The sequence below is a fragment of the Stenotrophomonas sp. YJH_SMC_10 genome (genome assembly GCF_059371555.1).
In genome coordinates this window covers 82910-107882 of sequence record NZ_JCAFUS010000012.1, presented here as the reverse complement: position 1 = coordinate 107882, position 24973 = coordinate 82910, and the positions used below count along the sequence as shown (strand labels likewise).

Genomic DNA, 24973 nt, shown 5'->3' with positions numbered 1-24973 from the left:
GCCGGCCGCAGGCCGGCGCCGGGGGACATTCGCACGCAGCCCCCGCTCCCTCCGGCGCTCGACCAACCCGCTTCTGCTCTTCGCCAGCAACCCACAAAAAACGCGGCCCCGATGTTCCGGAGGCCGCGCCAGGAGAGAAGATGCCGTGGAAGGGGCAGGGGATCAGAACACGAAGCTGATGCCGGCCACCGGGCCCTTGAACTCCTGCTTCAGGCCGACCGTGCCGTCGCTGCCCTTCTTGTCCACGTCCAGCTTGAACCAGTCGTAGCCGGCGAACACGCCGAAGTTCTTGGTGAAGCGATAATCGACGATCGCATTGGCGCGGCTCAGGTCGCCCTTGTAGTCGTCGAAGCTGCCCCAGCGCGTGTTGAGGTACTGGCCCTGCAGCGTGATCATCCAGCGCTCGGACGGAGTGAAGGTCATGCGTGCACCCACCACCGGTGCCACGCCGTCGGCCTTCTCGTTGAGGAACTGGCCTTCGTACACAGTGCCCAGGTCGGCGTAGCCCTTGGTGCTGACCTTGGCGTACTCGCCACCAATCTGCAGGCCCAGGTCGAAGGTGTCGGTATCGACGACCGAGTAGTCGTAGACCAGGCTGGCCACCTGGTACTTCAGCTCGCCCTTCACGAAGCTGCCGGCCGGCACCGTCTCACCGCCGAAGGAAATGCCCTGGTCGAGCGTCTCGCGGCGGTCCTTGTCGTACTTGAAGTAGTTGAACAGCAGGCGCTGGCGGTTGCTGATGCGGAACATGCCGTCGATGCGCGGCTCCCATTCCTTGCCGCCCAGCTTGAAGTCCTGGTCCAGGGAGATGTCCTGGCCGGCCACGGTGGTGCTGCCGCGCAGCGTGTTGTCCGAGTCGATGTTCATCGCACCCAGGCGGATGGCGAAGCGGTCATCGCCTTCGGCGGCGTGGGCCGCAGAGGCGAACGAAGCGCCGGCGGCGAGCAGGGAAAGGGCGAGCAGGGTGGGTACGGGGCGCATCGAAGAGTCCTTGCAGTGGTTCATCAGAATGAAGACCACTGTGCCGGACGCACGCGTCCACCATGCGTGAACGTATGGTCCATGGGGCGTGTACGGTTCAGCCCTGTCGCGATCCTGCAAAAGGATGGCCCCGGAGCGGGGCTTCGGGGCCATCGTGGGACCTGCGGGGTGGAGCCGACGAGGATGCTGCAGGCAGGTCGAATGATCGGACCGGCTTGCCTGACGAAAGTTCCGCAGCCTGCGACCAAAGTTCAATACTGCGCCGCAACATGGTGCGGACGTCATTGTCCCCCTGGTGGCACGCAAAAATGTAACCGTTACCGCAACTTGCGGCTTCCAGGGATGAACAGGCAGCGGTTGTCTCGCAAATTGTCCCATTGCTATAATTTGGCGGCTCGATGAGGCCCCCCTGCTTTAGCCGCCTCAGCCTTCCACTTGCAACCACGCGGGACGTCCTGTGCTGAACTCCGTTGATGCGGGTCGGCGACTGATGCTGCGCGCCGCGGTCTACCCGCTGGCCGCGGTCGCTGTCCTGGCCCTGGCCTTCCTGCTGGTGGGTCCGAAATATGCCCTCGGTGCGCTGGCGTCCGGAGTGGCGATTTCCGCCGGTGGCTGGGTGGCTGCACGGATGGCACTGGGCGGTGGCGCGGTGGCCGCAGGATCGGCGATGGCTCGCCTGATCATTGCGATCGTGGCCAAGTGGGTCGTGGTTTTCGGCGTCCTGCTGGTGGGGTTCCTGGTCTTCAAGCTGCCTGCATTGGCGCTGTTGGCCGGTATCGCCGTCGGCTTGATGTTCCAGGTCCTGGCCATGGCCAGGCGTTGACAGAATTCAATTAACTGAAGGTTCCGGACACATGGCGGGCGAGGCTCTAACCCCTACCAGCTACATCCAGCATCACCTGCACAACCTGACCGCGCCGGTCGGCAAGGGTGAGGGTATGTTCTGGCATATCCACGTCGATACCTTCCTCACCGCCGTCCTGATGGGCCTGGTGATCGTGGTCGCGTTCTGGCTGGGCACCCGCAAGGCCACTGCCGGCGTGCCGGGCAAGTGGCAGGCCTTCGTCGAGATCTGCCTGGAATTCGTCGACCGCCAGGCCAAGGACACCTATCACGGCAAGAGCAAGCTGGTCACGCCGATCGCCATCACGATCTTCTTCTGGATCCTGATGATGAACCTGATCAAGATGATCCCGGCCGACTTCATCGCCAAGCCGCTGGAATGGGCGGGCATCCATTACTGGAAGCCGGTACCGACCGCTGACGTCAACGCCACCCTCGGCATGGCCATCAGCGTGTTCTTCCTGATGCTGTTCTTCGCGCTGAAGTCCAAGGGCCTGCTGGGCTTCATCAAGGAATTCCTGACGGCGCCGTTCGGCAAGTGGATGATGCCGTTCAACCTGATCCTCAACATCGTCGAGTGGCTGAGCAAGCCGATCTCGCTGGCGATGCGACTGTTCGGCAACATGTTCGGCGGCGAAATCGTGTTCCTGCTGATCTGGGTGCTGGGTGGTGCCGGTTTCTTCGGTGCCATTGCCGGTGGTGCGTTCGGCCTTGGCTGGATGCTGTTCCACCTGCTGGTGATCCCGCTGCAGGCCTTCATCTTCATGATGCTGTCGATCGTGTACCTGAGCCTGTCGGAAGACGCTCACTGAGTTTCAAGCTTCAACGCGTTTCAACCTTCATCCGTTTCATCACCCTTAGCAACTTAAGTTCCTGGAGATAACCATGTACTTCGCCGTCCTGACCAACTTCGCGCAGATTCAGAGCTCCACCGCCCTTGCCGTCGGCATCATGATCGGCCTGGCCGCGCTGGGCGCCGGTCTGGGTCTGGCCATCATGGCTGGTAAGTTCCTGGAGTCGGCCGCGCGCCAGCCGGAACTGATCCCGGTCCTGCAGGTCCGCATGTTCATCACCGCCGGCCTGATCGACGCCGCGTTCATCATCTCGGTCGCCGTTGGCCTGCTGCTGGCCTTCGCCAACCCGCTGTCGGCTACCTTCGCTGGCGCCGTCACCAAGGCTCTGGCCGGCTGATACAGCGGTTTGAGACGACCGGGTGCTGAAGCACCCGGTTTCGGATGAAGGCCGGATGTGCCGCTACGGCGGCGCGTCCACCCCGAAACCAGCGATCGAGCTAACCATGAATATCAATTTCACCCTCCTTGCGCAGGCGCTGGCCTTCGCTGGTCTGATCTGGATCATCGCGACCAAGATCTGGCCGCCGCTGATGAACGCGATCGAAGAGCGCCAGCAGAAGATTGCTGAAGGCCTCGCCGCGGCCGACCGCAGCCAGAAAGACCTGGCCCAGGCGCAGGAGAAGGTCAACGAAGCGCTGAAGGAAGCCCGCACCAAGGCCAACGAGATCATCGATCAGGCCCACGCGCGTGCCAACCAGATCGTTGATGCTGCCCGTAACGAAGCGATCACCGAAGCCACCCGTCAGAAGGAACTGGCCCAGGCTGAAATCGACGCCGCCGCCAACCGTGCCCGTGAAGATCTGCGCAAGCAGGTGTCCGCGCTGGCCGTGACCGGTGCCGAAAAGCTGCTCAAGCGCGAAATCGACGCCAACGCCCACAAGGCGCTGCTCGACGAGCTGGCCTCGGAGATCTAAGGATGAGCCAGGCCCTCACGCTTGCCCGCCCGTACGCCCGCGCCGCGTTCGCGACCGCGCGCGACGAAGGCGCGTTCGCGCCGTGGTCGGACGCCCTGGCGTTCTCCGCCCACGTCGCCGCCGACCCGCGCGTGGCGGCCCTGCTCGCCAACCCGGAGCTGGGTCGTGACGACGCCGTCGCCCTGCTGGCGCCGGTGTCGCACGGCGAGACCTACTCGCGCTTCCTGGCCATCCTGGCCGAATCGCATCGTCTGCCGCTGCTGCCGGAAATCTCCGGCATGTTCGACGCCCTGCGCGCCGAAGCCGAGCACGTGGTCAAGGCCACGGTGACCTCGGCGGCCGAACTGTCGGCCGGTGAGCTGGACGCGATCAAGGCTGCGCTGCGCAAGCGCTTCAACCGCGAGGTCGACGTGACCACCGCGGTCGATGCCTCGCTGATCGGCGGCGCCGTGATCGACGCCGGCGACGTGGTCATCGATGGTTCGCTGAAGGGCAAGCTGGCCCGTCTGCAGACCGCGCTCGCTAACTGAATTCATTTAACGTCCGGCCCCGCTGCCGGCACTAGGACTTGACGATGGCAACCACGCTCAACCCCTCCGAAATCAGCGAACTGATCAAGAACCGCATCGAGAAGGTCAAGCTGGCCGCGGAATCGCGCAACGAAGGCACCGTGACCAGCGTGTCCGACGGCATCGTGCGCATCTTCGGTCTGGCCGACGTGATGCAGGGCGAAATGATCGAACTGCCGAACAACACCTTCGCCCTGGCCCTGAACCTGGAGCGCGACTCGGTCGGCGCCGTGGTCCTGGGTGACTACGAGCACCTGCGCGAAGGCGACGTCGCCAAGACCACCGGCCGCATCCTGGAAGTGCCGGTCGGTCCGGAACTGCTGGGCCGCGTGGTCAACGCGCTGGGCGAGCCGATCGATGGCAAGGGCCCGCTGGGCACCGACCTGACCGCTCCGGTGGAGCGTGTTGCGCCGGGCGTGATCTGGCGCAAGTCGGTCGACCAGCCGGTGCAGACCGGTTACAAGTCGGTCGACTCGATGATCCCGATCGGCCGTGGCCAGCGTGAGCTGATCATCGGTGACCGCCAGACCGGCAAGACCGCCATGGCGATCGATGCGGTGATCAACCAGAAGGGCACCGGCATCAAGTGCGTGTACGTTGCGATCGGCCAGAAGGCGTCGACCATCGCCAACATCGTGCGCAAGCTGGAAGAGAACGGCGCGCTGGCCCACACCATCGTGGTGGCCGCGACCGCCTCCGAATCGGCCGCCATGCAGTACATCAGCGCCTACTCGGGCTGCACCATGGGTGAGTACTTCATGGATCGCGGCGAAGACGCGCTGATCGTGTACGACGATCTGTCCAAGCAGGCCGTGGCCTACCGCCAGATCTCGCTGCTGCTGAAGCGCCCGCCGGGCCGTGAAGCCTACCCGGGTGACGTGTTCTACCTGCACTCGCGCCTGCTGGAACGCGCGGCCCGCGTGTCCGAGGAATACGTCGAAAAGTTCACCGAAGGCAAGGTCACCGGCAAGACCGGTTCGCTGACCGCGCTGCCGATCATCGAGACCCAGGCCGGCGACGTGTCCGCCTTCGTTCCGACCAACGTGATCTCGATCACCGATGGCCAGATCTTCCTGGAAACCGACCTGTTCAACGCCGGCATCCGTCCGGCCGTGAACGCCGGTATCTCGGTGTCGCGCGTCGGTGGCTCGGCCCAGACCAAGATCATCAAGAAGCTGTCGGGCGGCATCCGTATCTCGCTGGCCCAGTACCGCGAGCTGGCTGCGTTCGCGCAGTTCGCCTCGGACCTGGACGAAGCGACCCGCAAGCAGCTGGAGCGTGGCCAGCGCGTCACCGAGCTGATGAAGCAGAAGCAGTACGCGCCGATGTCGATCGCCAACCAGGCGCTGTCGATCTACGCCGTCAACGAGGGTTACCTCGACGACGTGCCGGTCAACAAGCTGCTGGCGTTCGAAGAAGGCCTGCACGCCCACTTCGCCAACACCCAGGGCGAGCTGATCAGCAAGGTCAACGCCACCGGCGGTTGGGACAACGACATCGAAGGTGCCTTCAAGAAGGGCATCGCCGAGTTCAAGACCACCGGCAGCTGGTAATCGCGGTCCTGTAGAGCGGAGCCGCTGGCTCCGCTGGACCAGATGACAAACGGTTGAACAACGCGGGGCATCAGCCCCGCGCCACGGGAAACAAGAGATGGCAAGCGGACGCGAAATCAAAACCAAGATCAAGAGCGTGCAGAACACCCGCAAGGTGACGCGCGCCCTGGAAATGGTCTCGGCCTCCAAGATCCGCAAGGCGCAGGATCGGATGAAGACCTCGCGTCCGTACGCGCAGGCGATGAAGCAGGTGATCGGTCATCTGGCCCAGGCCAGCACCGACTACCAGCATCCGTTCCTGGTCGAGCGCGAGCAGGTCAAGCGGGTCGGTTTCATCGTGATCTCCTCCGATCGCGGTCTGGCCGGCGGCCTGAACAACAACCTGTTCCGCAAGATGCTGGGCGAAGCCAAGGCATGGCAGGACAAGGGTGCCGAAGTGGACCTGGTGACCATCGGCCAGAAGGCTTCGACCTTCTTCCGCCGCGTGAAGGTCAACATGGTCGGCAGCGTGACCCACATCGGCGACGTGCCGAAGCTGGAATCGCTGATCGGTGTGATCAAGGTCATGCTCGACGCCTTCACCGAAGGCAAGATCGACCGCGTGTACCTGGTCTACAACCGCTTCGTGAACACCATGGTGCAGAAGGCCAGCTTCGATCAGCTGCTGCCGCTGCCGCCGGCTGAGAAGCAGGTCGCTCACCACGACTGGGATTACCTGTACGAACCCGATGCCGCGACCGTGCTCGAGCACGTGATGACGCGTTACATCGAGTCGCTGGTGTACCAGGCACTGCTGGAAAACGTCGCCTCCGAGCATGCGGCACGCATGGTTGCGATGAAGGCGGCGAGCGACAACGCCAACAAGCTGATCGGCACCCTGCAGCTCGTCTACAACAAGGCGCGCCAGGCAGCGATCACCCAGGAAATCTCCGAAATCGTCGGCGGCGCGGCAGCAGTCTGACCGCGTTCGTTCAAAGCACACATTAGAGGATGCAGCAATGAGTCAGGGCAAGATCGTTCAGATCATCGGCGCGGTCGTCGACGTCGAATTCCCGCGTGAATCGGTGCCGAAGGTGTACGACGCACTGAAGGTGGAAAACACCGAGATCACCCTCGAAGTCCAGCAGCAGCTGGGCGACGGCGTGGTGCGTACCATCGCCCTCGGTTCCACCGACGGCCTGAAGCGCAACCTGGTTGCCGTCAACACCGGCCGTGGCATCTCGGTGCCGGTCGGCGCCGGCACCCTGGGCCGCATCATGGACGTGCTGGGCCGTCCGATCGACGAAGCCGGCCCGGTCGCTGCCAGCGACAACTGGGAAATCCACCGCGCTGCGCCGTCGTATGAAGACCAGTCCCCGGCCACCGAGCTGCTGGAAACCGGCATCAAGGTCATCGACCTGATGTGCCCGTTCGCCAAGGGCGGCAAGGTCGGCCTGTTCGGCGGCGCCGGCGTCGGCAAGACCGTCAACATGATGGAACTGATCAACAACATCGCCAAGGCGCACAGCGGTCTGTCCGTGTTCGCCGGCGTGGGTGAGCGTACCCGTGAGGGCAACGACTTCTACCACGAAATGAAGGACTCCAACGTCCTGGACAAGGTGGCGATGGTGTACGGCCAGATGAACGAGCCGCCGGGCAACCGTCTGCGCGTCGCCCTGACCGGCCTGACCATGGCCGAGTACTTCCGCGATGAGAAGGACGAAAACGGCAAGGGCAAGGACGTCCTGCTGTTCGTCGACAACATCTACCGCTACACCCTGGCCGGTACCGAAGTGTCGGCACTGCTGGGCCGCATGCCGTCCGCGGTGGGTTACCAGCCGACCCTGGCCGAGGAAATGGGCGTCCTGCAGGAGCGCATCACCTCGACCAAGAATGGTTCGATCACCTCGATCCAGGCCGTCTACGTTCCCGCGGACGACCTGACCGACCCGTCGCCGGCGACCACCTTCGCCCACCTGGACTCGACCGTGACCCTGTCGCGTTCGATCGCCTCGCTGGGTATCTACCCGGCCGTCGATCCGCTGGACTCCACCAGCCGCCAGATGGACCCGCTGGTCATCGGCCACGAGCACTACGACACCGCCCAGCGCGTCCAGCAGACCCTGCAGAAGTACAAGGAACTGAAGGACATCATCGCGATCCTGGGCATGGACGAGCTGTCCGAAGAGGACAAGCAGGCCGTGTCGCGCGCACGCAAGATCGAGCGCTTCTTCAGCCAGCCGTTCCACGTGGCCGAAGTGTTCACCGGTTCGCCGGGCAAGTACGTGCCGCTGAAGGACACCATCCGTGGCTTCAAGGCCATCGTCGATGGCGAATACGACCACCTGCCGGAGCAGGCGTTCTACATGGTCGGCGGCATCGAAGAAGCGGTCGAGAAGGCCAAGAAGATGGCCGAGAAGGCCTGATCCGGGCCGGGTGGGAGCGATCCTGCCCGACCTGACGCCGGTGCCGGGCAACCGCCCGCGCCGGTGGACCCCCACGGTGGCATTGCGCCGCCGCGAACAGCGAAGAGATTTGCATGAGCACGATCCGTTGCGACATCGTCAGCGCCGAGCAGGAAATCTTCCGTGGCGAAGCGACCCTGGTCGTGGCCACCGGTGAGCTGGGCGAACTGGGCATCGCGCCCAAGCACGCGCCGCTGATCACCCGCCTGAAGCCGGGCAAGGTGGTGGTGACCACGCCGAACGGCGAGCAGCTGGATTTCGCCATTTCCGGCGGCATCCTGGAAGTGCAGCCGCAGGTGGTGACCGTGCTGGCCGACACCGCGATCCGCGCGCAGGACATCGACGAAGCCTCGGTCCGCAAGGCCAAGGAAGAAGCCGAGCGCATCCTGGCCAACCGCGGCGAAGCGATGGAAGTGGCCGAAGCCCAGCAGAAGCTGGCCGAGGCCGTCGTCCAGCTGCAGGCACTGGAGCGCCTGCGCAAGACCCTCAAGCACTGAGGCTCGCGCAGCATCCACGAGAACGCCGGCCCCGTGCCGGCGTTTTTATTTGGAGCGGGCAGGGCCGACTGGCTGGAGCCGACCGGGTAGAGTCGACCGGGTAGAGTCGACTGTTAGTCGACTATCGCGCGCAGCGCGGCATTCTGGCGACCTGATGGAAGCGCAGTCGACTGACAGTCGACTCTACCAATCCCAGCCCCGATCCCGATCCTGGTGCCGTCTCAGCGGTACACCACGTAGCGCATCAACAGGAACGACACGCACGCCAGACCGCCTTCCACCAGCGGCTTGGCCAGCCAGGTGTACTGCAGGCCCAGCGCCTGGTCGACCAGGCTGACCAGCAGCGTGCTCGCCGCCGTCAGCAGCAGCCACAGCCCGAAGAAGCGTGCAAAGCGCTTCCATCCCAGCTTGCGGGTGCCGGCCTCTGCAAAGGTGTAGCGGCCATTGAGCCAGAAGCCCAGCAGCATGCCGGCCAGGCGACCGGCGATGTTGGCTGGCGCCACCGGCATGCCCAGCGCGGTGGCGGCCACGAACACCAGCCAATCGACCAGCAGCTGCACGAGCCCAATCACGAGGTAGGCGCTTCCCTGGCGGACGAGGCTCATCGGCATGGTGAAGGAAGAGGGATGCCCATGTTAACGGCCCACGCTCTAGAATCACCGGCAACGAATTACGGACCGCCGCTCCCATGACCCAAGCCCTGCACGTCATCATCCTCGCCGCCGGCGCCGGCAAGCGCATGAAGTCGGTGCTGCCGAAGGTGCTGCAGCCGATCGCCGGCCAGCCGATGCTGGCGCACGTGATCGATACCGCACGCGCGTTGCAGCCGGCGGCCATCCACGTGGTCTACGGCCACGGTGGCGAGGCGGTGCGGCAGTACTTTGCCGACCAGCCCGACCTGCAGTGGGCCGAGCAGGCACAACAGCTCGGCACCGGCCACGCGGTGGCGCAGGCAATGCCGCAGGTGCCCGATGCCGCGCAGGTGCTGGTGCTGTACGGCGATGTGCCGCTGATCCGCGCGCAGACGCTGCGCGACCTGCTGGCCGAGCCGGGGCGACTGGCGGTGCTGGTGGCCGAGGTCGATGATCCGACCGGTTACGGGCGCGTGCTGCGTGACGCCGAGGGCAGGGTCGGCGCGATCGTCGAGCAGAAGGACGCCACCGACGACCAGCTGCGCGTGCGCACGATCAACACCGGCATCATCGCCGCTGAATCCACCGCGCTGCGGCGCTGGCTGTCGCAGCTGTCCAACAGCAACGCACAGGGCGAGTACTACCTCACCGACGTGTTCGCCTTCGCCGCGCATGAGTACACCCCGGCCGAAATGGCGCTGGTGGCCGACGCGCAGGAAGCCGAGGGCGCAAACGATCCCTGGCAGCTGTCGCAGCTGGAGCGTGCGTGGCAGCGTCGCGCGGTGCGGGCGTTGTGCGCGCAGGGCGCGCGGGTGCGCGATCCGGCGCGGCTGGACATCCGCGGCACGGTCACCGTCGGCAGTGACGTGCTGATCGATGTCGATGTCATCCTCGAGGGCAACATCGCGCTCGGTGACGGCGTCACCGTGGGCCCGTTCAATCGCCTGAAGGATGTCAATCTGGGCCCGGGCACCGAGGTGCGCGCACACTGCGATCTGGAAGGCGTGGTCACCGAAGGTGCCGCGCTGGTGGGACCGTTCGCGCGCCTGCGCCCCGGTACCGTGCTGGCCGATGGCGTGCACGTCGGCAACTTCGTTGAAACCAAGAAGGTCACCCTTGGCGTCGGCAGCAAGGCCAACCACCTCACCTACCTGGGTGATGCCGAGATCGGCAGCCGGGTCAACATCGGTGCCGGCACGATCACCTGCAACTACGATGGCGTGAACAAGTCCACCACCACCATCGGCGACAACGCGTTCATCGGCTCCAACAGCTCGCTGGTGGCGCCGCTGACGATCGGCGAGGGCGCCACCATCGCCGCGGGTTCGGTCATCACCCGCACCGCTCCGGACGGCAAGCTGACCCTGGCGCGCGCACGACAGGAAACGATCGATGGCTGGAAGCGCCCGGTCAAGAAGCCCTGAGCCACGTGTCCCGCGCGCCGACGAGCTCTGCCTGTTGCCGGCAATTGAACAGCGTGCCGGCGAACTGCTGAAGGGCCACGAAGCCTATCCGGTGTTTGCCGGCCACGGCCTGGACCCGCAGGCACTGCAGGATGGCCTTCGGCGCGGGCAGCTGTGGGTGGTCGATGCCGCTGAAGGCGGTATTGCGGGTTACCTGCTGGGCGGCGAGCTGTGCGGCGAGTTCCATGTCGTGCAGATGGATGTGGACCCGGCACATGCGCGTCGTGGCCATGGCCGTGCCCTGCTGCGGCATGCCTTGGCGCAGGCCAGGGCGGCCGGTTTTGCCGCCGCGGTGCTGACCACCTTGAGCGATGTCCCGTGGAATGCAGCCTTCTACGCCAGCGAAGGGTTCGTTGAAGTGCCGGAAGCGGAGTGGAGCGAGGGCCTGCGCGCGGTGATGGCCGAAGAGGCTGCGTTGGGGTTCCCGATGCACCTGCGGGTGGCGATGCGGCAGGTTGGGTAGGTGCCGACCTGGCTCGGCACATCCACGCATGGCGTGGATCTACCCGATCAAGCCACCGGCAACAGGATCGACACGCACAAGCCGCCATCACCGCGGTTCTGCAGCGACACCCGTCCCCCGTGCGCCTCCACGATCTCGCGGGTCAGCGCCAATCCCAGGCCGGTGCCATTGCGCTTGGTCGAATAGAACGGCATCAGCGCGTTCTGCAGCACCTGCTCGTTCATGCCCTTGCCGCGATCCAGCACATCCAGGCGCAGCCACTGCGGCAGCCGCGTCAGCTGCACCCGCACGTCATCATTGGGCGGATCGGCTTCGGCGCAGGCTTCGTGGGCGTTCTTCAGCAGGTTCAACAGCGCCTGCCCGAACTGCGCGATGTCGATGCGGCTGCTCAGTTCCTCGTCCGGCTCCTGCTCCAGGGTGAACGGGATCTGCTGGCGCAGGCTGGACAGGAAGGGCGCCCAGTGCACGGTCTGCAATTGTGGCTGGGGCAGCTTGGCAAAGCGCGCATAGCCACGGATGAAGCCCTCCAGGTGGCGCGCCCGGTCCTCGATGGTGGTGAAGATCTCCGGCAGCCGTTCGAAACGCTCCCGCTGCACCAGCACGCCGCCGGAATGGGCCAGCGAGGCGATCGGTGCCAGCGAATTGTTGAGCTCGTGGCTGATCACCCGGATCACCTTTTTCCACGTCTGCACTTCCTGGCGGCGCAGCTCGGCAGTGAGCAGGCGCACCAGCAGCAGATCGTGAGGGCGGCCGTTGAGCTGGAAGGCGCGGCGGGAGAGGTGATAGACCTGCTCGTCCTCCTCATCGCCTTCTTCGCCCTCGGCATGCACCGCAAAGAGGCTGTCGCCGCCGCGGACGATGGCATCGCGCAGCTCCACCGGCACCTGTTCCAGCACCTCTTCCAGGCGCTGGCCCTCCAGCTTCCAGCCGCCGTGCAGCAGCTTGCGCGCGGCCAGGTTGGAGAACACCACGCGGGCGATGCCATCGCCGCCGGATGCAATCAACAGCATCGCCACCGGCGTGTTCTGCACCATCGTGTCCAGCAGCAGTTCGCGCTGCACCAGGCCCTGCCGCTGTTCGCGCAGCACATCGCCCAGCTCTCGGTGGGCCTGCACCAGGTCGCCCAGTTCGTCGTTGTCCGGCCAGTACACGCCGAAGGTGTACTCGCCGTCGCGGTAGCTGCTGGTGGTGCCGGACAGCGCGCGCATCAATGAGCGCACCGGAGCGGTGGCGCGGCGCAGGGTCCACCACATCAGCGCCAGCAGCAGCGCCGCCGACACCGAGGTCACCACCCAGCCATGGTCCATCCAGTAGGCCAGCAGCCACGGCAACGCAGCGGCCAGGGCCAGCACCGGCAGCAGGCGCAGGAACAGGCGGAAGGTGAACGAGCGCCGTTTCATTCGCGTGGGATGCCGTGCCGGTCCATGCGCCGGTACAGCGCCTGGCGGCTCAGGCCGAGCTCGGCGGCCGCCTGGGCGATGACGCCATGGTGGCGCGCCAGCACGTCCTCGATGCGCGCGCGGTCTGGATCATTGCCGGCGTTCGCGGTGGCGCGCGGTGCCGGTGCCGCACGCGGCAGGTTGAGATCGGCCACGTCGATGCGGTTGCCGGTCGCCAGCAGTTCGGCGCGCTGGATCACGTTGCGCAGTTCGCGCACGTTGCCCGGCCACGGGTGCCGCTGCAGGGCGGCAGCGGCGGCGCTGGCCAGCGGCTTGCCGGCAGCCAGGAAGCGCTCGGCCAGCGGCACGATGTCACCCGGACGTTCGGCCAGCGGCGGCAGCACCAGTTCGACCGTGTTGAGGCGGTAATACAGGTCCTCGCGGAAGCTGCCGTCGCGGATCATCGCCGGCAGGTCGGCATTGGTCGCGCTGACCACGCGGACCTTGACCTGTCGTTCGCGGTTGGAGCCCAGGCGCTCGAAGCGGCCGGTCTCCAGCACGCGCAACAGCTTCATCTGCCCGCCCAGCGACAGGTTGCCGATCTCATCCAGGAACAGCGTGCCGCCGTCGGCAGCTTCGAACTTGCCTTCGCGTGCCTTGTTGGCGCCGGTATACGCGCCGGCCTCGGCGCCGAACAGTTCCGCCTCGATCAGTTCCGACGGCAGTGCGCCGCAGTTGACCGTGACGAACGGGCCCTTGGCCACCAGCGAGTTGGCCTGGATGATCTGCGCGATCTTCTCCTTGCCAGCGCCGTTGGGGCCGGTGATCAGCACGGGCAGCTCCGAGCGCGCGACCTGGCAGGCCAGGGCGATGACGCGCTCGCTGGCCGGGTCGGCGAAGACCGCGCCACACAGGTCGTACTTCTCCTCCAGCGCAGTGCGCTGCCGCAGCTCACGCGCGCGCCGCCGGTCCAGCTCGCGACGGGCCTCGGACAGTTCCAGCAGGTTGTTGACCGTGGTCAGCAGCTTGCGGTCGTCCCACGGCTTGGCCAGGTAGTCGGCGGCACCGGCCTTGACCAGGTCCACTGCGCTGCTCAGGTGGGTCCAGGCAGTCAGCAGGATCACCGGCAGGTCCGGGTGGCGCGCGCGGATCTGTGCGAACAGCGCTTCGCCCTCCTCGCCGGAGGTGGTGTCCTCGCTGAAGTTCATGTCCTGGATCACCAGGTCGACCGGCTGCGACTCCAGCAGCGCCAGGCCCTCGGCCGGGCTCTGCGCCTGCAGGGTGTCGATGTCGTGCAGGGAGAACAGCACGTCCAGCGCGGTGCCCACACTGGCGTTGTCATCGATGATCAGGATCGAAGGCATCAAGCGGTTCTGCAGAAAGGGATGGGCGGCACCGATGGAGCCGTGTTCGTGTCCGTACGCCGGGAGAGCCCGGCGCCACCCATCAAGCATAGCCAAAGCCGTGGCCATGCAGGCGTTGCCGCTTCTCAGGGGCGGGGCGGAGGAGGTGGCGGCGGCGGGGGCGGCGGCGGGGGCGGCGGCGGAGCGTCCAGCGCCTGGCGCCAGGCGTCCACATCCACCGCGACGCTCACCAGCCGTCGCTCCCGCCGCAGCAGCAGGTAGGCCCGCGCGGCGGGGGAATCGATCAGCGCCCGGGACAGGTGATCGATCTGGTACACGGGCGTGTCATCCACGCGCAGGATGCGGTCCCCGCGGCGGACACCGAATCGGCCCTCCGGGCGCGCCGCCTCCACCTGGATCTGGCCTTCGGTCGAGTGCAGCGCCAGCCGGGCCTCGCCCTGCTGCCACTGCAGGGTGCTTGCGCTGCCACCGCCGGCAACTGCCGGCAGTGGGAGGAGCATCAGCAGGGTCATCAGACGTGTGCGCATCTCAGGCTCCGCGCGTGGCGACTGCGGGGGGGACCGCCGCAGCGCGGCGCGCCGGGCCGAACACCGCGACCTGGCCCAGCGTCCACAGCAGCAGGGCGCCCAGCGGCAGGTACAGCAGCGGCATGCGCGGCAGCTCGTACAGGTTCATCAGTGCCAGGTTGATCGCGTAGGCGGCCAGCATGCCCAGCACGATGCCCAGCGTGGCCAGCAGGAAGTTCTCGGTCTGGAAGTAGCGCAGGATCTGGCCCCGGGTGGCGCCGAGCGCGCGGCGGATGCCGATCTGCTTGCTGCGCTGCTGCACCCAGAAGCTGGCCAGCCCGACGATGCCGAGCGCAGTGACCACCAGCAGCGCCACGCAGACGGTGATCAGCAGGCCGACCATTGCGCGGTCGTTCTTGAAGAAGTCCTCGCGCTGGTCGGTGAACGACTGCTTCTCGCGGATCAGTCGGTTGGGATCGTTGCGGTCCAGGGCGGACAGTGCGGCCTTGAGCACCTCATCGCGGCGCGCAGGATCGGTGCGCAGCATGTAGATGCCATCGCCGAAGACGCGGCGCACCGGCATGATCATGGTGTCATCCCAGTTGTTGCCCCAGCCATTGGGCGTGGCCAGCGTATCGACGATGCCGATCACGTTCACCGTCTGCTTGCCCATGTAGTACGTCTTGCCCAGCGCATTGCCGTCCGGCGCCATCTTGTGCGCGGCGGCCTGGCTGAGGATCACCGGCGTGCCGTTGGCCTTGCTCAGGTTGTCGAAGTCGAAGTACTCGGCCGGCTGGAAGTCGCGGCCGGCAACCAGGTTGAGGCCCAGCGTGCGCAACGCGTCTTCGGAGAACGTGTACATGCCGACGCTGGCCGTCGGCCGTTCCTGGTTCATTTCGCGCGAGATGCTGGTGTTGGACGAGCTGTTGCGGAACGGCACCTGGTTGATCACGCTGACCGCGGTGACCCCGGGGATGGCGCGCAGCGATGCCAGGTCCTCGCGGGTGCGGGCGGCGGCATCGGTCTGCTTGCCGACGCCGGTCACGCGGACCAGGACCAGCTCGTTTTCGGCCATGCCGCTGGTCCGGCTGATGCGCTCCACGCGCTGGCTGACCAGGAACAGGGCATTGCAGACGATGGCGCAGGTCAGGGCGATTTCAAGCACGATCAGCGCGGCAGCGGTCTTGTGCCGGCGCAGGGTGCTGAGGATGGGGCGGATGTCCATGGGATGTCCTCGTTCTCGTGCTTACTGCGACTTGAGCTGGATGGCGGGAGTGACCTGCATCGCGCGCCAGGCGGGCAGGAAGCCGGCGGCGAGGCTGGCGAGCAGGGTCAGGCCCAGCGCGAGGAGCAGCATGCTGCCATCCAGGTGGGCCAGCTGCGCGTAGCTGACGGGCTGCTGGCGGACCGCGTACAGCCCCAGCAGGGCCAGTCCGATGCCGAGCACGCCGCCGACCACACCCACGGCACCGGCTTCGACCAGGCACTGCAGGAAGATCTGGCCGCGGCTGGCGCCCAGCGCGCGGCGCACACCGATCTCGCCGCTGCGGCGCAGGAACTTGGCCAGCAGCAGGCCGACCGTGTTGACCAGGCAGACGCCGAGGAAGCCCAGGGCCAGCCACAGCTGCAGCCGCACGTCGCTGGGTACAGCGCCCTTGAAGTCCAGCCACTCCATCACGTTGCGCAGGCGGACGTTGACCGGGCGTTCGAAGCGGCCGGCCTGGCGTTGCAGGCTGGAGTAGTTCTCCAGATAGCGCCGGTAGTCGCCGGCCTTGGACGGATCCATCTCTGCCCAGTACTGCAGGTACGCGCAGGGCGCGTTGACGGAGTAGCTGTTGGCGCCGTCGGGATTTTCACCGAAGCAGTTCATGTTGCCATTGCTGCCCAGCTGCAGATCGAACGAGGTGGAGATCGGCGCCAGCAGATCCTCTTCCTTGCCGAACGCGCCGGTGGTGAGGTCGAAGAAGTGTGGCTCCGGGTTCCAGGCCTTCATGACGCCGACGATGCGCAGCGCATTGCCCTCGAGCCGGATTTCGCGACCGACGCTGTTCGCGCCCTGGAACAGCTTCTCGTTGAGCGCCTTGGAGATGACGGCCACGCGGGCCCGCCCGTTGTCGTCCTCGCGGGTCCACGGCCGCCCGTACTGCATGGGCACGTTGAACATCGGGAAGAAGTCGGCCGAGGTCCAGCGGGTGTCGATGGAGAACGGCTTGAGCGTACTGTTGTCCGGTTCGATCGTTGCATCACCGGCAGTCATCATCACCTGGCGCTCGGCTTTCGCTTCGCGCAGCAGCGCTTCGGCGTCATAACGCGTCATCTGCTCTTCCGGTTCCTCCTCAAGGCCGAAGCCGTTGCGGGGCCGCGGGTCGATCTGCGCGTAGAACAGGCGCTCGCTCTTGTCCGGAATGGGGTTGCCGGAGAGGACGTGGAACACGGTCAGGGTGGTCATCGAGGCACCGATGCCGAGCGCGATGGCCACCACCATCAGCGCGGTCAGGACCTTGTTGCGGCGGAAGCTGCGTACCGCCAATCGGGCGTAGTAGGCGAACATGGCCGGGCCTCACTCGTTGACGGCGACGATGTGGCGCGGCGTGGCCAGCACCGGCTCGCGGACCAGGTCGGTGACCTGGCCGTCGACGATGTGCACGTTGCGCTGTGCACGCGCGGCCAGTTCCGGATCATGGGTGACCATCACGATGGTGGTGCCGGCGGCGTTGATCTCCTCCAGCAGTTCCATCACGCCGCGCGCCATCTGCGTGTCCAGGTTGCCGGTCGGTTCGTCGGCCAGCAGCAGGCGCGGGCTGCCGGCCAGCGCACGCGCGATCGCCGCGCGCTGCTGCTGGCCACCGGACAGCTCATTCGGGTAGTGCTTCATGCGCGAGCCCAGGCCGACCTGGGTCAGCGCCTTCTCGATGCGTTCGCGGCGCTCGTTGGCGCTCATCTTGCGGTAGCGCAGCGGCACGTCGACGTTGTCGAACAGGTTCAGGTCGGGGATCAGGTTGAAGCCCTGGAAGATGAAACCGATCTTCTGGTTGCGCAGGCGGCTGCGGGCGTCGTCGCCCAGCGTGCTCACGTCCTGGCCGTCCAGCAGGTAGGTGCCGCTGGTGAAGGTCTCCAGCAGGCCGGCGATGTTGAGGAAGGTGGTCTTGCCGGAGCCGGACGGCCCCGTGACGGCGACGAACTCGCCCTCCTTGACCTGCAGTTCCAGTGAGCGCAACGCGTGGGTTTCCACCTGTTCGGTGCGGAAGACCTTGGCGACCGAACGCATTTCGAGCATGTACATGGGGTGTCCTCTCTCCAGGATGTGTCAGTTGACGGAGACGCGTTCGGCGTCCTTGAACAGGTCGCTGCCGGAGACCACGATGCGGTCGCCCGGCTGCACACCCGACTTGATTTCCACTTCGCCCAGGCTGCTGACGCCCAGTTCCACCGGACGCCGCACGGCGGTGCGGCCATCCATCACGTAGGCCATGCCATTGCCCTGCTCGACGAACGGGCCGCGCTCGACCTTCAGCACGTCCTTGCGGGTATCGAGCAGCACCCGCACCGACATCCGCTGGCTCTGGCGCAGGCCTTCCGGCTGCGCACTGGCAAAGCGCACGCGGGCGTTGACCTCGCCGTTGACCACTTCCGGCGACACCGCGCTGATCTCGCCCGGGAAGGGCTTGCCGTTGCCGCCGGTCAGCTGGGCCGGCATGCCGATCGCCAGGTCGCGGGCGAAGCTTTCCGGCACCTTGATCTCGACTTCGAACTTGGACAGGTCGACCACGCCCAGCACCGGTGCATTGGCGGCCAGGTTGGTGGACTGGACGGCCTGCACCTGGCCGACCTGGCCATCGAACGGCGCGCGCAGGGTCAGTGCATCGACCTGGCGTTGCACCTCGGCCACCACGGCCTTCTGGCGGTCGGCCAGCAGGCGCTTGTTGCGGGCATCCAGGTCCGCGCCCTGGCTCTGCAGGCGCGCATCGGTGGTGGCGTTGGCCAGGGTGATGTCGGCCTTCTTCAGCGAGTCCTTGGCCTTGGCCAGGTCGATCTGCGGCACCGCACCGCCGTCATAGCCGCGCTGGTAGCGCTGCAGGTCGCGGTCGGCGGCCTGCCGTTCGATCGTGGCCTGGTCGGTTTCCTTGCGCGACTTGGCGCGGGCCAGGGTCGCGTCCAGCGCGGCGCGGCTGGCCTCGGCTTCCAGGCCCGCCAGCGTTGCCTGTTCCTGGGCCAGCTTGCTGCGCAGCTCCGGGCTGTCGATGATCGCCAGCTCCTGGCCCTTTTTGACCACGTCACCGGCAACGACCTTCAGGTCGACGGTGCCGGCCGACACGGCATACAGGATCGGGCTGTTGGCCGCGATCACCCGTCCATCGGCGGCGATGTCGCGGACCAGATCGCCCCGCTTCACCTCCGCGATGCGCACGCGGCTGCTGTCGAAGGAGCGGCTGGCATTGGACCAGGCATGCACCGCCCAGCCGATGCCGGCCAGCAGCGCGATGGCGCCCAGCGCCGGCCAGCGGTAGCGGTGCCAGCTTGCGCGGGAGGTGCCGGCCGGGGCGGAGGAAACGATCTGGTCCTGTGCGGAAGTGTCGCGGATCATCGGTGCGTGCCTGACGGTGGTAGCCAGCACCAAGCACGTAGCGTGCCAACTTTAATTCATTGCAGATCAATGATTTGGGTGGCTCGCACGAGTGTCCGGGTGTCCGCGGACACCTTTCCGGACACTTTCATTAAGCGGACAGGAGGGCGAAGCCGGACGCGCGGGCTAGAATGCGCCGATCGTCTTCAAGGAAACGCGTGACATGTGTGGAATCGTGGGTGCAATCGCTGATCGCGACGTGGTGCCGCTACTGATCGAAGGCCTGAAGCGGCTTGAGTACCGTGGCTATGACTCCTCGGGCATCGCGGTGATCGACCACGCCGAGCGCCCCGAGGTACGGCGTGTGCGCCGTACCGGCCGCGTATCGGAAATGGCGACGGCGGCTGAAGCCGAAGGCTTCCATGCGGTGCTGGGCATCGGCCACACCCGCTGGGCCACCCATGGTGGCGTCACCGAGGCCAACGCGCATCCGCACATCAGCCACGGCGTGGCGCTGGTGCACAACGGCATCATCGAGAACCACGAAGAGCAGCGCGAGAAACTGCGTGCGATGGGCTACACCTTCGAGTCGCAGACCGACACCGAAGTCATCGCGCACCTGATCCACCATCACCTGAAGGGCGGCGATGACCTGCTGGTGGCGCTGCAGCACACGGTGAAGGAGCTGACCGGCGCCTACGCGCTGGCCGTGGTCAGCCGTGCCGAGCCGGAGCGCTTCGTCTGCGCGCGCATGGGCTGCCCGCTGCTGGTGGGCCTGGGCGAGGGCGAGAACTTCGTCGCCTCCGACGTCTCGGCGGTGATCTCGGCCACCCGCAAGGTGATCTTCCTGGAAGAGGGCGACACCGCCGAGATCCGTCGCGATGGCGTGCGCATCTTCGATGAGCATGACCGGCCGGTCGAGCGCGATGTGCACCTGTCCGACGTGTCGCTGGCATCGCTGGAGCTGGGCCCGTACCGCCATTTCATGCAGAAGGAAATCCACGAGCAGCCGCGCGCACTGGGCGACACCATCGAGGCGGCGATCGACGCCGGTGGTTTCCCGGCCGAGCTGTTCGGCAAGAACGCCGAAGCGGTGCTGTCGGGCATCGAGGGCGTGCAGATCATTGCCTGCGGCACCAGCTACTACGCCGGCCTGACCGCGCGCTACTGGATCGAGGCCATCGCCGGCCTGCCGTGCAGCGTGGAGATCGCCAGCGAGTACCGTTATCGCGCGGCCTATGCCAACCCGAAGCACCTGATCGTCACCATCTCCCAGTCGGGCGAAACGCTGGATACGATGGAGGCACTGAAGTACGCCAAGTCGCTCGGCCACACGCACACGCTGTCGATCTGCAACGTGCCGGAAAGCGCGATCCCGCGCGCCAGCGAACTGGTGTGCTACACCCGCGCCGGCGCCGAGATCGGCGTGGCCTCGACCAAGGCCTTCACCACCCAGCTGGCCGCGCTGTTCCAGCTGACCGTGGTGCTGGGCAAGCTGCATGGCCGCATCGACGCGGCGCAGGAAGCGGATTACCTGGAGCAGTTGCGCTTCCTGCCGGGCAGCGTGCAGCACGCACTGAACCTGGAGCCGCAGATCGCGGCGTGGGCCGAGCGCTTCGCGCGCAAGTCCAATGCGCTGTTCCTGGGCCGTGGCCTGCATTACCCGATCGCGCTGGAAGGCTCGCTCAAGCTCAAGGAGATTTCCTATATCCACGCCGAGGCCTACCCGGCAGGTGAACTGAAGCACGGCCCGCTGGCGCTGGTGGACGAGGACATGCCGGTGGTGGTGATCGCCCCCAACGACAGCCTGCTGGAGAAGGTGAAGTCGAACATGCAGGAAGTGCGCGCCCGTGGTGGCGAGCTGTTCGTGTTCGCCGACCAGGACAGCAACTTCAATGAGTCCGACGGCGTGCACGTGATCCGCACGCCGCGTCATGCCGGCGTCCTCAGCCCGATCGTGCACACCATCCCGGTGCAGCTGCTGGCCTACCACACCGCGCTGGCACGCGGCACCGACGTGGACAAGCCGCGCAACCTGGCCAAGAGCGTGACGGTGGAGTAACAGCCGTCGGATGGCGGCGACGCTGCAAGCGAAGGGGGCCCGCGTGGCCCCCTTTCGTTTGCAGCGGTGGCAGCGCCAAGTGGGACAGCGGCCGGCTGTTCTGTCCGCGGGCGGCAGGCGTCCGTCAATCTTTAATGCGCAGGGCCGGCAGTATTCAGCGGCGGTTTCAGCCGCGGTGCCATTCTCTGGATCGTCAGTCGGTTCCCACGACGAACTGTCCCATCGATGCCGGTAGTGACCGAGGGTCGCAGTCGTAGAATCGATTCGACCGAGGTCCGGGTTGAGCGGTTGAACCCTTCCTCGTTCGCGTTGCAGCACGTCGCCTGCCGAACCATTCGATGCGGCAGCCGGGTGCGCCAGACGTGCGCTGAAAGGTCTGTTCCCGGGGAGGGGGCGTATCGGAAGAGCACACTTTTTTGACTTCAGTGACCTGCACCAGGAAACAAGAATGAACGTCCGCGAACTCCTGCAATCCAAGAAAGAAGCTGTCATCACCATCGATGCCGAAGACACGATCGGTGCCGCCGCCCACAAGATGAGCGCGAACAGGATCGCTGCGCTGGTGGTGATGAAGGACGATGCCCCGGTCGGCATCATTTCCGAGAAGGACATCGTGCGTACCCTGGCCGACGACGGCCCGCAGGCCGGCCGCCGGGTGATTTCCAGCCTGCCGTCCACCGGCCTTGAGGGCATTGCGCCGGACGCCACGCTGAAGCAGGCCATGTCGCTGATGACGTACTCGCGGCGCCGTCATCTGATGGTGACCGACGGCAACCAGCTGGTCGGCATCCTCAGCCTGGGCGATATCGTGAAGAACCTGCTGGGCGAGCTGGAGCTGGAAAAGGCCGTGCTGCAGGACATCTACATGGCGGCCCACTGAGGGCCAGCAGCGCTGGATGCAGAGAAGCCGGGCATTGCCCGGCTTCTTCGTTCACGGCGCCGGTGAAATCAGAACGTGACCTTCACCGAATCGGCGCTGTAACTGGCCGGGCCGTGGTAGACCACTTCGATGTTGTTGCCATCCGGGTCGAGCACGAAGGCGCCGTAGTAGCCCGGATGGTAGGGACGTTCGCCCGGCGCGCCGTTGTCGGTGCCACCGGCGGCGATCGCGGCGGTGTGGAAGGCATCGACGGTCGCGCTGTCACGTGCCTGGAACGCCAGATGGTGGCGGCCGGTCAACTGGCCGGCGGCAGCCTTGCTGCTGGCGCTGGAAATGAACAGCTCGTCGGCCCAGAAGAAGTCCGGCCCTTCGCCGCCCAGCGGCACGCCGATCGTATCGAACACCGCCTGGTAGAAGCGGCGGCTGGCGGCCAGGTCACGCACCACCAGCTGCAGGTGGTCGATCAAGCGGCCGCGGTGCAGTTCCATCGTTTCCATGCGAACCTCGCAAAAAAGGGGACGGAGGGGATTAAGTCGCTTCCGGCCAATAGTGCCAGAAACGGCTTAATCCCCTCCGTCCCCTTTTTGTCAGTTGGCGATGATCTCGACCCAGTAGCCGTCCGGGTCCTTGATGAAGGCCAGGTTCTTCATGCGGCCGTCGGTCAGGCGCTTCTGGAAAGTCACGCCCAGGTCTTCGAAGCGCTGGCAGGCCGCCTCGATGTCCGGCACCGACACGCAGATGTGGCCGAAGCCGCGCGGGTCGCTGTTGCCGTCGTGGTAGACCGCGCCCTGCTGGGTCTCGGTGCCGTGGTTGTGGGTCAGTTCCAGCACGCCCGGCAGGCCGGCCATCCACAGACGGCGCTGGCTGTCGTCTTCCGGCACCACCGCGCCGGCCGGCACATAGGCCAGGAAGTACAGGCTGAACTGGGCCTCGGGGAAGTCGCGCTTGTCGATCAGCTGGTAGCCGAGCACGCGGGTGTAGAAGTCCAGCGAGGCGGTGATGTCCTTGACCCGCAGCATGGTGTGGTTGAACACGAAGCCGCTGGTTTCGGCCGGGGCCTGGGCGGCGACGCCGGGGACATCGCGCAGGGCGGGAATGGTCATGGGGGAGGTCCTTCAGACAGGGCCGTTGCCGGCCGGATGGCCCATTCTACCGGCCGGCACCTGACGGCACTGCGACGTACAATGGCTGGATCGCACCGTTCCGTCCTGAAGACGATTGCCCGCCATGTCGCAGCGTGAATGGGTGGCCGCCGCCATCCGCAAGATCGAAGCCGATTTCAACCGTTCCGCCGATACGCACCTGATCCCGCTGGCACTGCCCGGGTTCGAGGGCATCGACCTCTATCTGAAGGATGAATCGAGCCATCCCACCGGCAGCCTCAAGCATCGGCTGGCGCGTTCGTTGTTCCTGTACGCGCTGGCCAATGGCTGGCTGCGCGAAGGAAGGCCGGTGATCGAAGCGTCCAGCGGCTCGACGGCGGTGTCCGAGGCCTATTTCGCGCGCCTGCTCGGCCTGCCGTTCATCGCCGTGATCCCGGCCACCACCTCGCCGGAGAAGATCGCCGCGATCGAGTTCCACGGTGGCCGCTGCCACTTGGTCGAGCGCGCCTGCGACCTCAACTGTGATTCGGAAAAGCTGGCCCGCGAAACCGGCGGCCACTTCATGGACCAGTTCACCTATGCCGAGCGCGCCACCGACTGGCGCGCCAACAACAACATCGCCGAGTCCATCTTCAAGCAGATGGCCGAAGAGCCCAGCCCGGTTCCGGAATGGATCGTATGCAGCCCCGGCACCGGCGGCACCGCAGCCACGTTGGGCCGTTATGTCAGCTACCGCCGGCATGACACCCGCATCCTGTGCGCGGACCCGGAAGTGTCGGTGTTCTTCGATGGTTACAGGGCCGCTGTGGCGGGTGAACAGGACTGGCGCGCGCTGACCTGCAGCGGTGGTTCGCGCGTGGAAGGCATCGGCCGGCCGCGGGTGGAACCGAGTTTCATCCCGACCAGCGTCGATGCGATGGTGAAGGTGCCCGATGCGCTGAGCCTGGCCGCCATGCGCCATGTCAGCCGGCAGTTGGGGCGCCGCGTCGGCGGCTCGACCGGGACCAACTTCATCGGCGTGCTGCAGGCCGCGCAGTGGATGCGCGAGGCGGGCCACCGCGGCAGCATCGTCAGCATCCTGTGCGACAGCGGCGAGCGCTATGCGCAGAGTTACTACGACCCGGCGTGGTACGCGCGGATGGGGATCGATGTCGACGGCGCCGACGCACAGCTGGCCGCAGCGGTCGCCGGGCAGGGCTTGCCCGAACTGCCGTGGTGCAGCCTGGAAGCGCTGTAGCACGGCAACGCACGGCCGGATCTGCATCGGCTGGGCAGCGTCGACGGTTGGTCGACTGCTCTCCGTTCAGGTCGTGAAATCGCCGCGCTGCGCGCGATGGTCGACCAACCGTCGACGCTGCCCGGTCGCCGGGCCGTCTCAATATCCCGCCGCAGTGAATGCATCCAGCACGGCGTCGCGCAGCGCGTCCGGCAACGCCTCGATATCCATCGCGCGGTCATCCAGGTGCAGGCTGGGGTCCAGGATGCTGGCGCGGCCCTGGGCCAGCGCCTGCAGCCACAGCAGCACGCAGATCACGAACTCACGTTCGTGGCCCAGCTGCAACTGGCTGGCGCCGCGCTCGATCACCTCGAACGGGTACCACTCCTGGGCGTCGTTGAAGGTGCCCCCCTGCTGCAGCACCGCCTGCAGCTGCTGCAGATGGCGCGGGGCGTCGTCGCCGGCATCGCACAGCGCGGCGATCCAGGCCAGCTCGGCCGCACTGGCGGTCAATGCCAGCGAGCGCGGCGGTGCGGCGGATGCAACTGCAGCCAGACCTTCCATGTAGGGCCTCGTTCGGTAAGTACCGCTGCGGACTCCCCCGCAGCCAGAGCTTCGGCGCGCGGCCGTCAGGCCGACGTGAACGGCAATGCACGCCCCCTTGTCAGCCGCACCTGGCAGCGCCA

At 66.3% G+C, this 24973-nt stretch carries 26 protein-coding genes; 14 read left to right on the top strand and 12 right to left on the bottom strand.

Annotation, left to right across the window (positions count from 1 at the left end; all coding sequences use genetic code 11):
- Positions 1-162 precede the first annotated feature (162 nt).
- The gene (locus tag AC5P9C_RS15700) at positions 163-981 is read right to left on the bottom strand and encodes a hypothetical protein (protein ID WP_049466590.1); all 819 of its coding nucleotides are present in this window, start codon (positions 979-981) and stop codon (positions 163-165) included.
- A gap of 457 nt (positions 982-1438) precedes the next feature.
- Between AC5P9C_RS15700 and AC5P9C_RS15695 the strand changes: the two genes are divergently transcribed.
- The 9 genes from AC5P9C_RS15695 to AC5P9C_RS15655 all read left to right on the top strand — a co-directional run bounded on the left by AC5P9C_RS15695 (position 1439) and on the right by AC5P9C_RS15655 (position 8655).
- Positions 1439-1804: a hypothetical protein gene (locus AC5P9C_RS15695; RefSeq protein WP_014648497.1), complete on the top strand. Its 366-nt coding sequence runs from the start codon at positions 1439-1441 to the stop codon at positions 1802-1804.
- A 31-nt stretch (positions 1805-1835) separates the two neighbouring features.
- Positions 1836-2636, top strand: coding sequence for a F0F1 ATP synthase subunit A (gene atpB / locus AC5P9C_RS15690; protein ID WP_049466592.1), 801 nt, complete (start codon positions 1836-1838; stop codon positions 2634-2636).
- Positions 2637-2709: 73 nt separating this feature from the next.
- Positions 2710-3015 (top strand): F0F1 ATP synthase subunit C, encoded by a 306-nt coding sequence (gene atpE, locus AC5P9C_RS15685; protein ID WP_343540389.1) that lies wholly within the window; start codon positions 2710-2712, stop codon positions 3013-3015.
- A 106-nt stretch (positions 3016-3121) separates the two neighbouring features.
- The gene (locus AC5P9C_RS15680; RefSeq protein WP_005419512.1) at positions 3122-3592 is read left to right on the top strand and encodes a F0F1 ATP synthase subunit B; all 471 of its coding nucleotides are present in this window, start codon (positions 3122-3124) and stop codon (positions 3590-3592) included.
- 2 nt (positions 3593-3594) lie between these two features.
- Positions 3595-4122, top strand: coding sequence for a F0F1 ATP synthase subunit delta (locus AC5P9C_RS15675; protein ID WP_049466594.1), 528 nt, complete (start codon positions 3595-3597; stop codon positions 4120-4122).
- A 44-nt stretch (positions 4123-4166) separates the two neighbouring features.
- Positions 4167-5714 (top strand): F0F1 ATP synthase subunit alpha, encoded by a 1548-nt coding sequence (gene atpA / locus AC5P9C_RS15670; RefSeq protein ID WP_005419511.1) that lies wholly within the window; start codon positions 4167-4169, stop codon positions 5712-5714.
- Positions 5715-5811: 97 nt separating this feature from the next.
- Positions 5812-6675 carry a F0F1 ATP synthase subunit gamma gene (gene atpG, locus AC5P9C_RS15665; protein WP_005411129.1) on the top strand — a complete coding sequence of 288 codons (864 nt, stop codon included), beginning with the start codon at positions 5812-5814 and terminating at the stop codon, positions 6673-6675.
- Between the two features lie 37 nt (positions 6676-6712).
- Entirely contained in the window at positions 6713-8119 is a 1407-nt protein-coding gene (gene atpD, locus AC5P9C_RS15660; protein WP_005419510.1) for a F0F1 ATP synthase subunit beta, read from the top strand.
- A gap of 113 nt (positions 8120-8232) precedes the next feature.
- On the top strand, positions 8233-8655 hold the full coding sequence (locus tag AC5P9C_RS15655; RefSeq protein WP_005411127.1) for a F0F1 ATP synthase subunit epsilon: 423 nt from the start codon (positions 8233-8235) through the stop codon (positions 8653-8655).
- 221 nt (positions 8656-8876) lie between these two features.
- Here the strand turns inward: AC5P9C_RS15655 and AC5P9C_RS15650 are convergent, their stop codons facing one another.
- Entirely contained in the window at positions 8877-9260 is a 384-nt protein-coding gene (locus tag AC5P9C_RS15650; protein WP_049466598.1) for a GtrA family protein, read from the bottom strand.
- 83 nt (positions 9261-9343) lie between these two features.
- Between AC5P9C_RS15650 and glmU the strand changes: the two genes are divergently transcribed.
- Both glmU and AC5P9C_RS15640 read left to right on the top strand, forming a co-directional pair.
- Positions 9344-10711, top strand: coding sequence for a bifunctional UDP-N-acetylglucosamine diphosphorylase/glucosamine-1-phosphate N-acetyltransferase GlmU (glmU, locus tag AC5P9C_RS15645; RefSeq protein WP_074726161.1), 1368 nt, complete (start codon positions 9344-9346; stop codon positions 10709-10711).
- Complete coding sequence (locus AC5P9C_RS15640) at positions 10680-11213, top strand: GNAT family N-acetyltransferase (RefSeq protein ID WP_495205210.1); 534 nt, start codon at positions 10680-10682, stop codon at positions 11211-11213. The genes glmU and AC5P9C_RS15640 overlap by 32 nt, the downstream gene beginning before the upstream one ends.
- A gap of 47 nt (positions 11214-11260) precedes the next feature.
- On the opposite strand, the gene AC5P9C_RS15635 is transcribed toward AC5P9C_RS15640, so the two are convergent.
- The 7 genes from AC5P9C_RS15635 to AC5P9C_RS15605 all read right to left on the bottom strand — a co-directional run bounded on the left by AC5P9C_RS15635 (position 11261) and on the right by AC5P9C_RS15605 (position 19047).
- Positions 11261-12613, bottom strand: coding sequence for a sensor histidine kinase (locus tag AC5P9C_RS15635; protein WP_049466602.1), 1353 nt, complete (start codon positions 12611-12613; stop codon positions 11261-11263).
- Complete coding sequence (locus AC5P9C_RS15630; RefSeq protein WP_074726163.1) at positions 12610-13956, bottom strand: sigma-54-dependent transcriptional regulator; 1347 nt, start codon at positions 13954-13956, stop codon at positions 12610-12612. Before AC5P9C_RS15630 ends, AC5P9C_RS15635 begins: the two co-directional genes overlap by 4 nt.
- A gap of 125 nt (positions 13957-14081) precedes the next feature.
- Positions 14082-14483: a PDZ domain-containing protein gene (locus AC5P9C_RS15625; RefSeq protein WP_074726164.1), complete on the bottom strand. Its 402-nt coding sequence runs from the start codon at positions 14481-14483 to the stop codon at positions 14082-14084.
- 1 nt (position 14484) lies between these two features.
- The gene (locus tag AC5P9C_RS15620; RefSeq protein ID WP_057495084.1) at positions 14485-15687 is read right to left on the bottom strand and encodes an ABC transporter permease; all 1203 of its coding nucleotides are present in this window, start codon (positions 15685-15687) and stop codon (positions 14485-14487) included.
- A gap of 21 nt (positions 15688-15708) precedes the next feature.
- The gene (locus AC5P9C_RS15615) at positions 15709-17013 is read right to left on the bottom strand and encodes an ABC transporter permease (protein WP_049443921.1); all 1305 of its coding nucleotides are present in this window, start codon (positions 17011-17013) and stop codon (positions 15709-15711) included.
- Between the two features lie 9 nt (positions 17014-17022).
- Entirely contained in the window at positions 17023-17745 is a 723-nt protein-coding gene (locus AC5P9C_RS15610; protein WP_049466611.1) for an ABC transporter ATP-binding protein, read from the bottom strand.
- Positions 17746-17769: 24 nt separating this feature from the next.
- Positions 17770-19047, bottom strand: coding sequence for an efflux RND transporter periplasmic adaptor subunit (locus tag AC5P9C_RS15605; RefSeq protein WP_049466613.1), 1278 nt, complete (start codon positions 19045-19047; stop codon positions 17770-17772).
- A gap of 202 nt (positions 19048-19249) precedes the next feature.
- Between AC5P9C_RS15605 and glmS the strand changes: the two genes are divergently transcribed.
- Positions 19250-21088 carry a glutamine--fructose-6-phosphate transaminase (isomerizing) gene (glmS, locus tag AC5P9C_RS15600; RefSeq protein WP_074726165.1) on the top strand — a complete coding sequence of 613 codons (1839 nt, stop codon included), beginning with the start codon at positions 19250-19252 and terminating at the stop codon, positions 21086-21088.
- Positions 21089-21536: 448 nt separating this feature from the next.
- On the top strand, positions 21537-21968 hold the full coding sequence (locus AC5P9C_RS15595) for a CBS domain-containing protein (protein WP_014648481.1): 432 nt from the start codon (positions 21537-21539) through the stop codon (positions 21966-21968).
- Positions 21969-22036: 68 nt separating this feature from the next.
- On the opposite strand, the gene AC5P9C_RS15590 is transcribed toward AC5P9C_RS15595, so the two are convergent.
- Both AC5P9C_RS15590 and gloA read right to left on the bottom strand, forming a co-directional pair.
- Positions 22037-22465, bottom strand: a complete 429-nt coding sequence (locus AC5P9C_RS15590) for a VOC family protein (protein ID WP_049464657.1) — start codon at positions 22463-22465, stop codon at positions 22037-22039.
- A 90-nt stretch (positions 22466-22555) separates the two neighbouring features.
- Positions 22556-23071: a lactoylglutathione lyase gene (gene gloA, locus AC5P9C_RS15585; protein ID WP_049464656.1), complete on the bottom strand. Its 516-nt coding sequence runs from the start codon at positions 23069-23071 to the stop codon at positions 22556-22558.
- A 124-nt stretch (positions 23072-23195) separates the two neighbouring features.
- Between gloA and AC5P9C_RS15580 the strand changes: the two genes are divergently transcribed.
- Positions 23196-24308: a PLP-dependent cysteine synthase family protein gene (locus tag AC5P9C_RS15580; RefSeq protein ID WP_057495081.1), complete on the top strand. Its 1113-nt coding sequence runs from the start codon at positions 23196-23198 to the stop codon at positions 24306-24308.
- Positions 24309-24446: 138 nt separating this feature from the next.
- Here AC5P9C_RS15580 and AC5P9C_RS15575 read toward each other — a convergent pair whose 3' ends face one another.
- Positions 24447-24851 carry a hypothetical protein gene (locus AC5P9C_RS15575; protein WP_049464654.1) on the bottom strand — a complete coding sequence of 135 codons (405 nt, stop codon included), beginning with the start codon at positions 24849-24851 and terminating at the stop codon, positions 24447-24449.
- Positions 24852-24973: the final 122 nt, after the last annotated feature.

What these genes read in the sequence shown, in the direction of transcription:
- AC5P9C_RS15675 (WP_049466594.1), top strand. Translation starts at nt 3,595, where the DNA reads ATGAGCCAGGCCCTCACGCTTGCCCGCCCGTACGCCCGCGCCGCGTTC.
- AC5P9C_RS15595 (WP_014648481.1), top strand. Translation starts at nt 21,537, where the DNA reads ATGAACGTCCGCGAACTCCTGCAATCCAAGAAAGAAGCTGTCATCACC.
- AC5P9C_RS15625 (WP_074726164.1), bottom strand. Translation starts at nt 14,483, where the DNA reads ATGCGCACACGTCTGATGACCCTGCTGATGCTCCTCCCACTGCCGGCA.
- AC5P9C_RS15635 (WP_049466602.1), bottom strand. Translation starts at nt 12,613, where the DNA reads ATGAAACGGCGCTCGTTCACCTTCCGCCTGTTCCTGCGCCTGCTGCCG.
- AC5P9C_RS15650 (WP_049466598.1), bottom strand. Translation starts at nt 9,260, where the DNA reads ATGAGCCTCGTCCGCCAGGGAAGCGCCTACCTCGTGATTGGGCTCGTG.
- AC5P9C_RS15680 (WP_005419512.1), top strand. Translation starts at nt 3,122, where the DNA reads ATGAATATCAATTTCACCCTCCTTGCGCAGGCGCTGGCCTTCGCTGGT.
- AC5P9C_RS15580 (WP_057495081.1), top strand. Translation starts at nt 23,196, where the DNA reads ATGTCGCAGCGTGAATGGGTGGCCGCCGCCATCCGCAAGATCGAAGCC.
- atpD (WP_005419510.1), top strand. Translation starts at nt 6,713, where the DNA reads ATGAGTCAGGGCAAGATCGTTCAGATCATCGGCGCGGTCGTCGACGTC.
- AC5P9C_RS15620 (WP_057495084.1), bottom strand. Translation starts at nt 15,687, where the DNA reads ATGGACATCCGCCCCATCCTCAGCACCCTGCGCCGGCACAAGACCGCT.
- AC5P9C_RS15590 (WP_049464657.1), bottom strand. Translation starts at nt 22,465, where the DNA reads ATGGAAACGATGGAACTGCACCGCGGCCGCTTGATCGACCACCTGCAG.
- AC5P9C_RS15700 (WP_049466590.1), bottom strand. Translation starts at nt 981, where the DNA reads ATGCGCCCCGTACCCACCCTGCTCGCCCTTTCCCTGCTCGCCGCCGGC.
- AC5P9C_RS15605 (WP_049466613.1), bottom strand. Translation starts at nt 19,047, where the DNA reads ATGATCCGCGACACTTCCGCACAGGACCAGATCGTTTCCTCCGCCCCG.
- AC5P9C_RS15575 (WP_049464654.1), bottom strand. Translation starts at nt 24,851, where the DNA reads ATGGAAGGTCTGGCTGCAGTTGCATCCGCCGCACCGCCGCGCTCGCTG.
- atpA (WP_005419511.1), top strand. Translation starts at nt 4,167, where the DNA reads ATGGCAACCACGCTCAACCCCTCCGAAATCAGCGAACTGATCAAGAAC.
- AC5P9C_RS15640 (WP_495205210.1), top strand. Translation starts at nt 10,680, where the DNA reads ATGGCTGGAAGCGCCCGGTCAAGAAGCCCTGAGCCACGTGTCCCGCGC.
- gloA (WP_049464656.1), bottom strand. Translation starts at nt 23,071, where the DNA reads ATGACCATTCCCGCCCTGCGCGATGTCCCCGGCGTCGCCGCCCAGGCC.
- AC5P9C_RS15615 (WP_049443921.1), bottom strand. Translation starts at nt 17,013, where the DNA reads ATGTTCGCCTACTACGCCCGATTGGCGGTACGCAGCTTCCGCCGCAAC.
- AC5P9C_RS15610 (WP_049466611.1), bottom strand. Translation starts at nt 17,745, where the DNA reads ATGTACATGCTCGAAATGCGTTCGGTCGCCAAGGTCTTCCGCACCGAA.
- AC5P9C_RS15655 (WP_005411127.1), top strand. Translation starts at nt 8,233, where the DNA reads ATGAGCACGATCCGTTGCGACATCGTCAGCGCCGAGCAGGAAATCTTC.
- glmS (WP_074726165.1), top strand. Translation starts at nt 19,250, where the DNA reads ATGTGTGGAATCGTGGGTGCAATCGCTGATCGCGACGTGGTGCCGCTA.
- AC5P9C_RS15630 (WP_074726163.1), bottom strand. Translation starts at nt 13,956, where the DNA reads ATGCCTTCGATCCTGATCATCGATGACAACGCCAGTGTGGGCACCGCG.
- atpB (WP_049466592.1), top strand. Translation starts at nt 1,836, where the DNA reads ATGGCGGGCGAGGCTCTAACCCCTACCAGCTACATCCAGCATCACCTG.
- atpG (WP_005411129.1), top strand. Translation starts at nt 5,812, where the DNA reads ATGGCAAGCGGACGCGAAATCAAAACCAAGATCAAGAGCGTGCAGAAC.
- atpE (WP_343540389.1), top strand. Translation starts at nt 2,710, where the DNA reads ATGTACTTCGCCGTCCTGACCAACTTCGCGCAGATTCAGAGCTCCACC.
- glmU (WP_074726161.1), top strand. Translation starts at nt 9,344, where the DNA reads ATGACCCAAGCCCTGCACGTCATCATCCTCGCCGCCGGCGCCGGCAAG.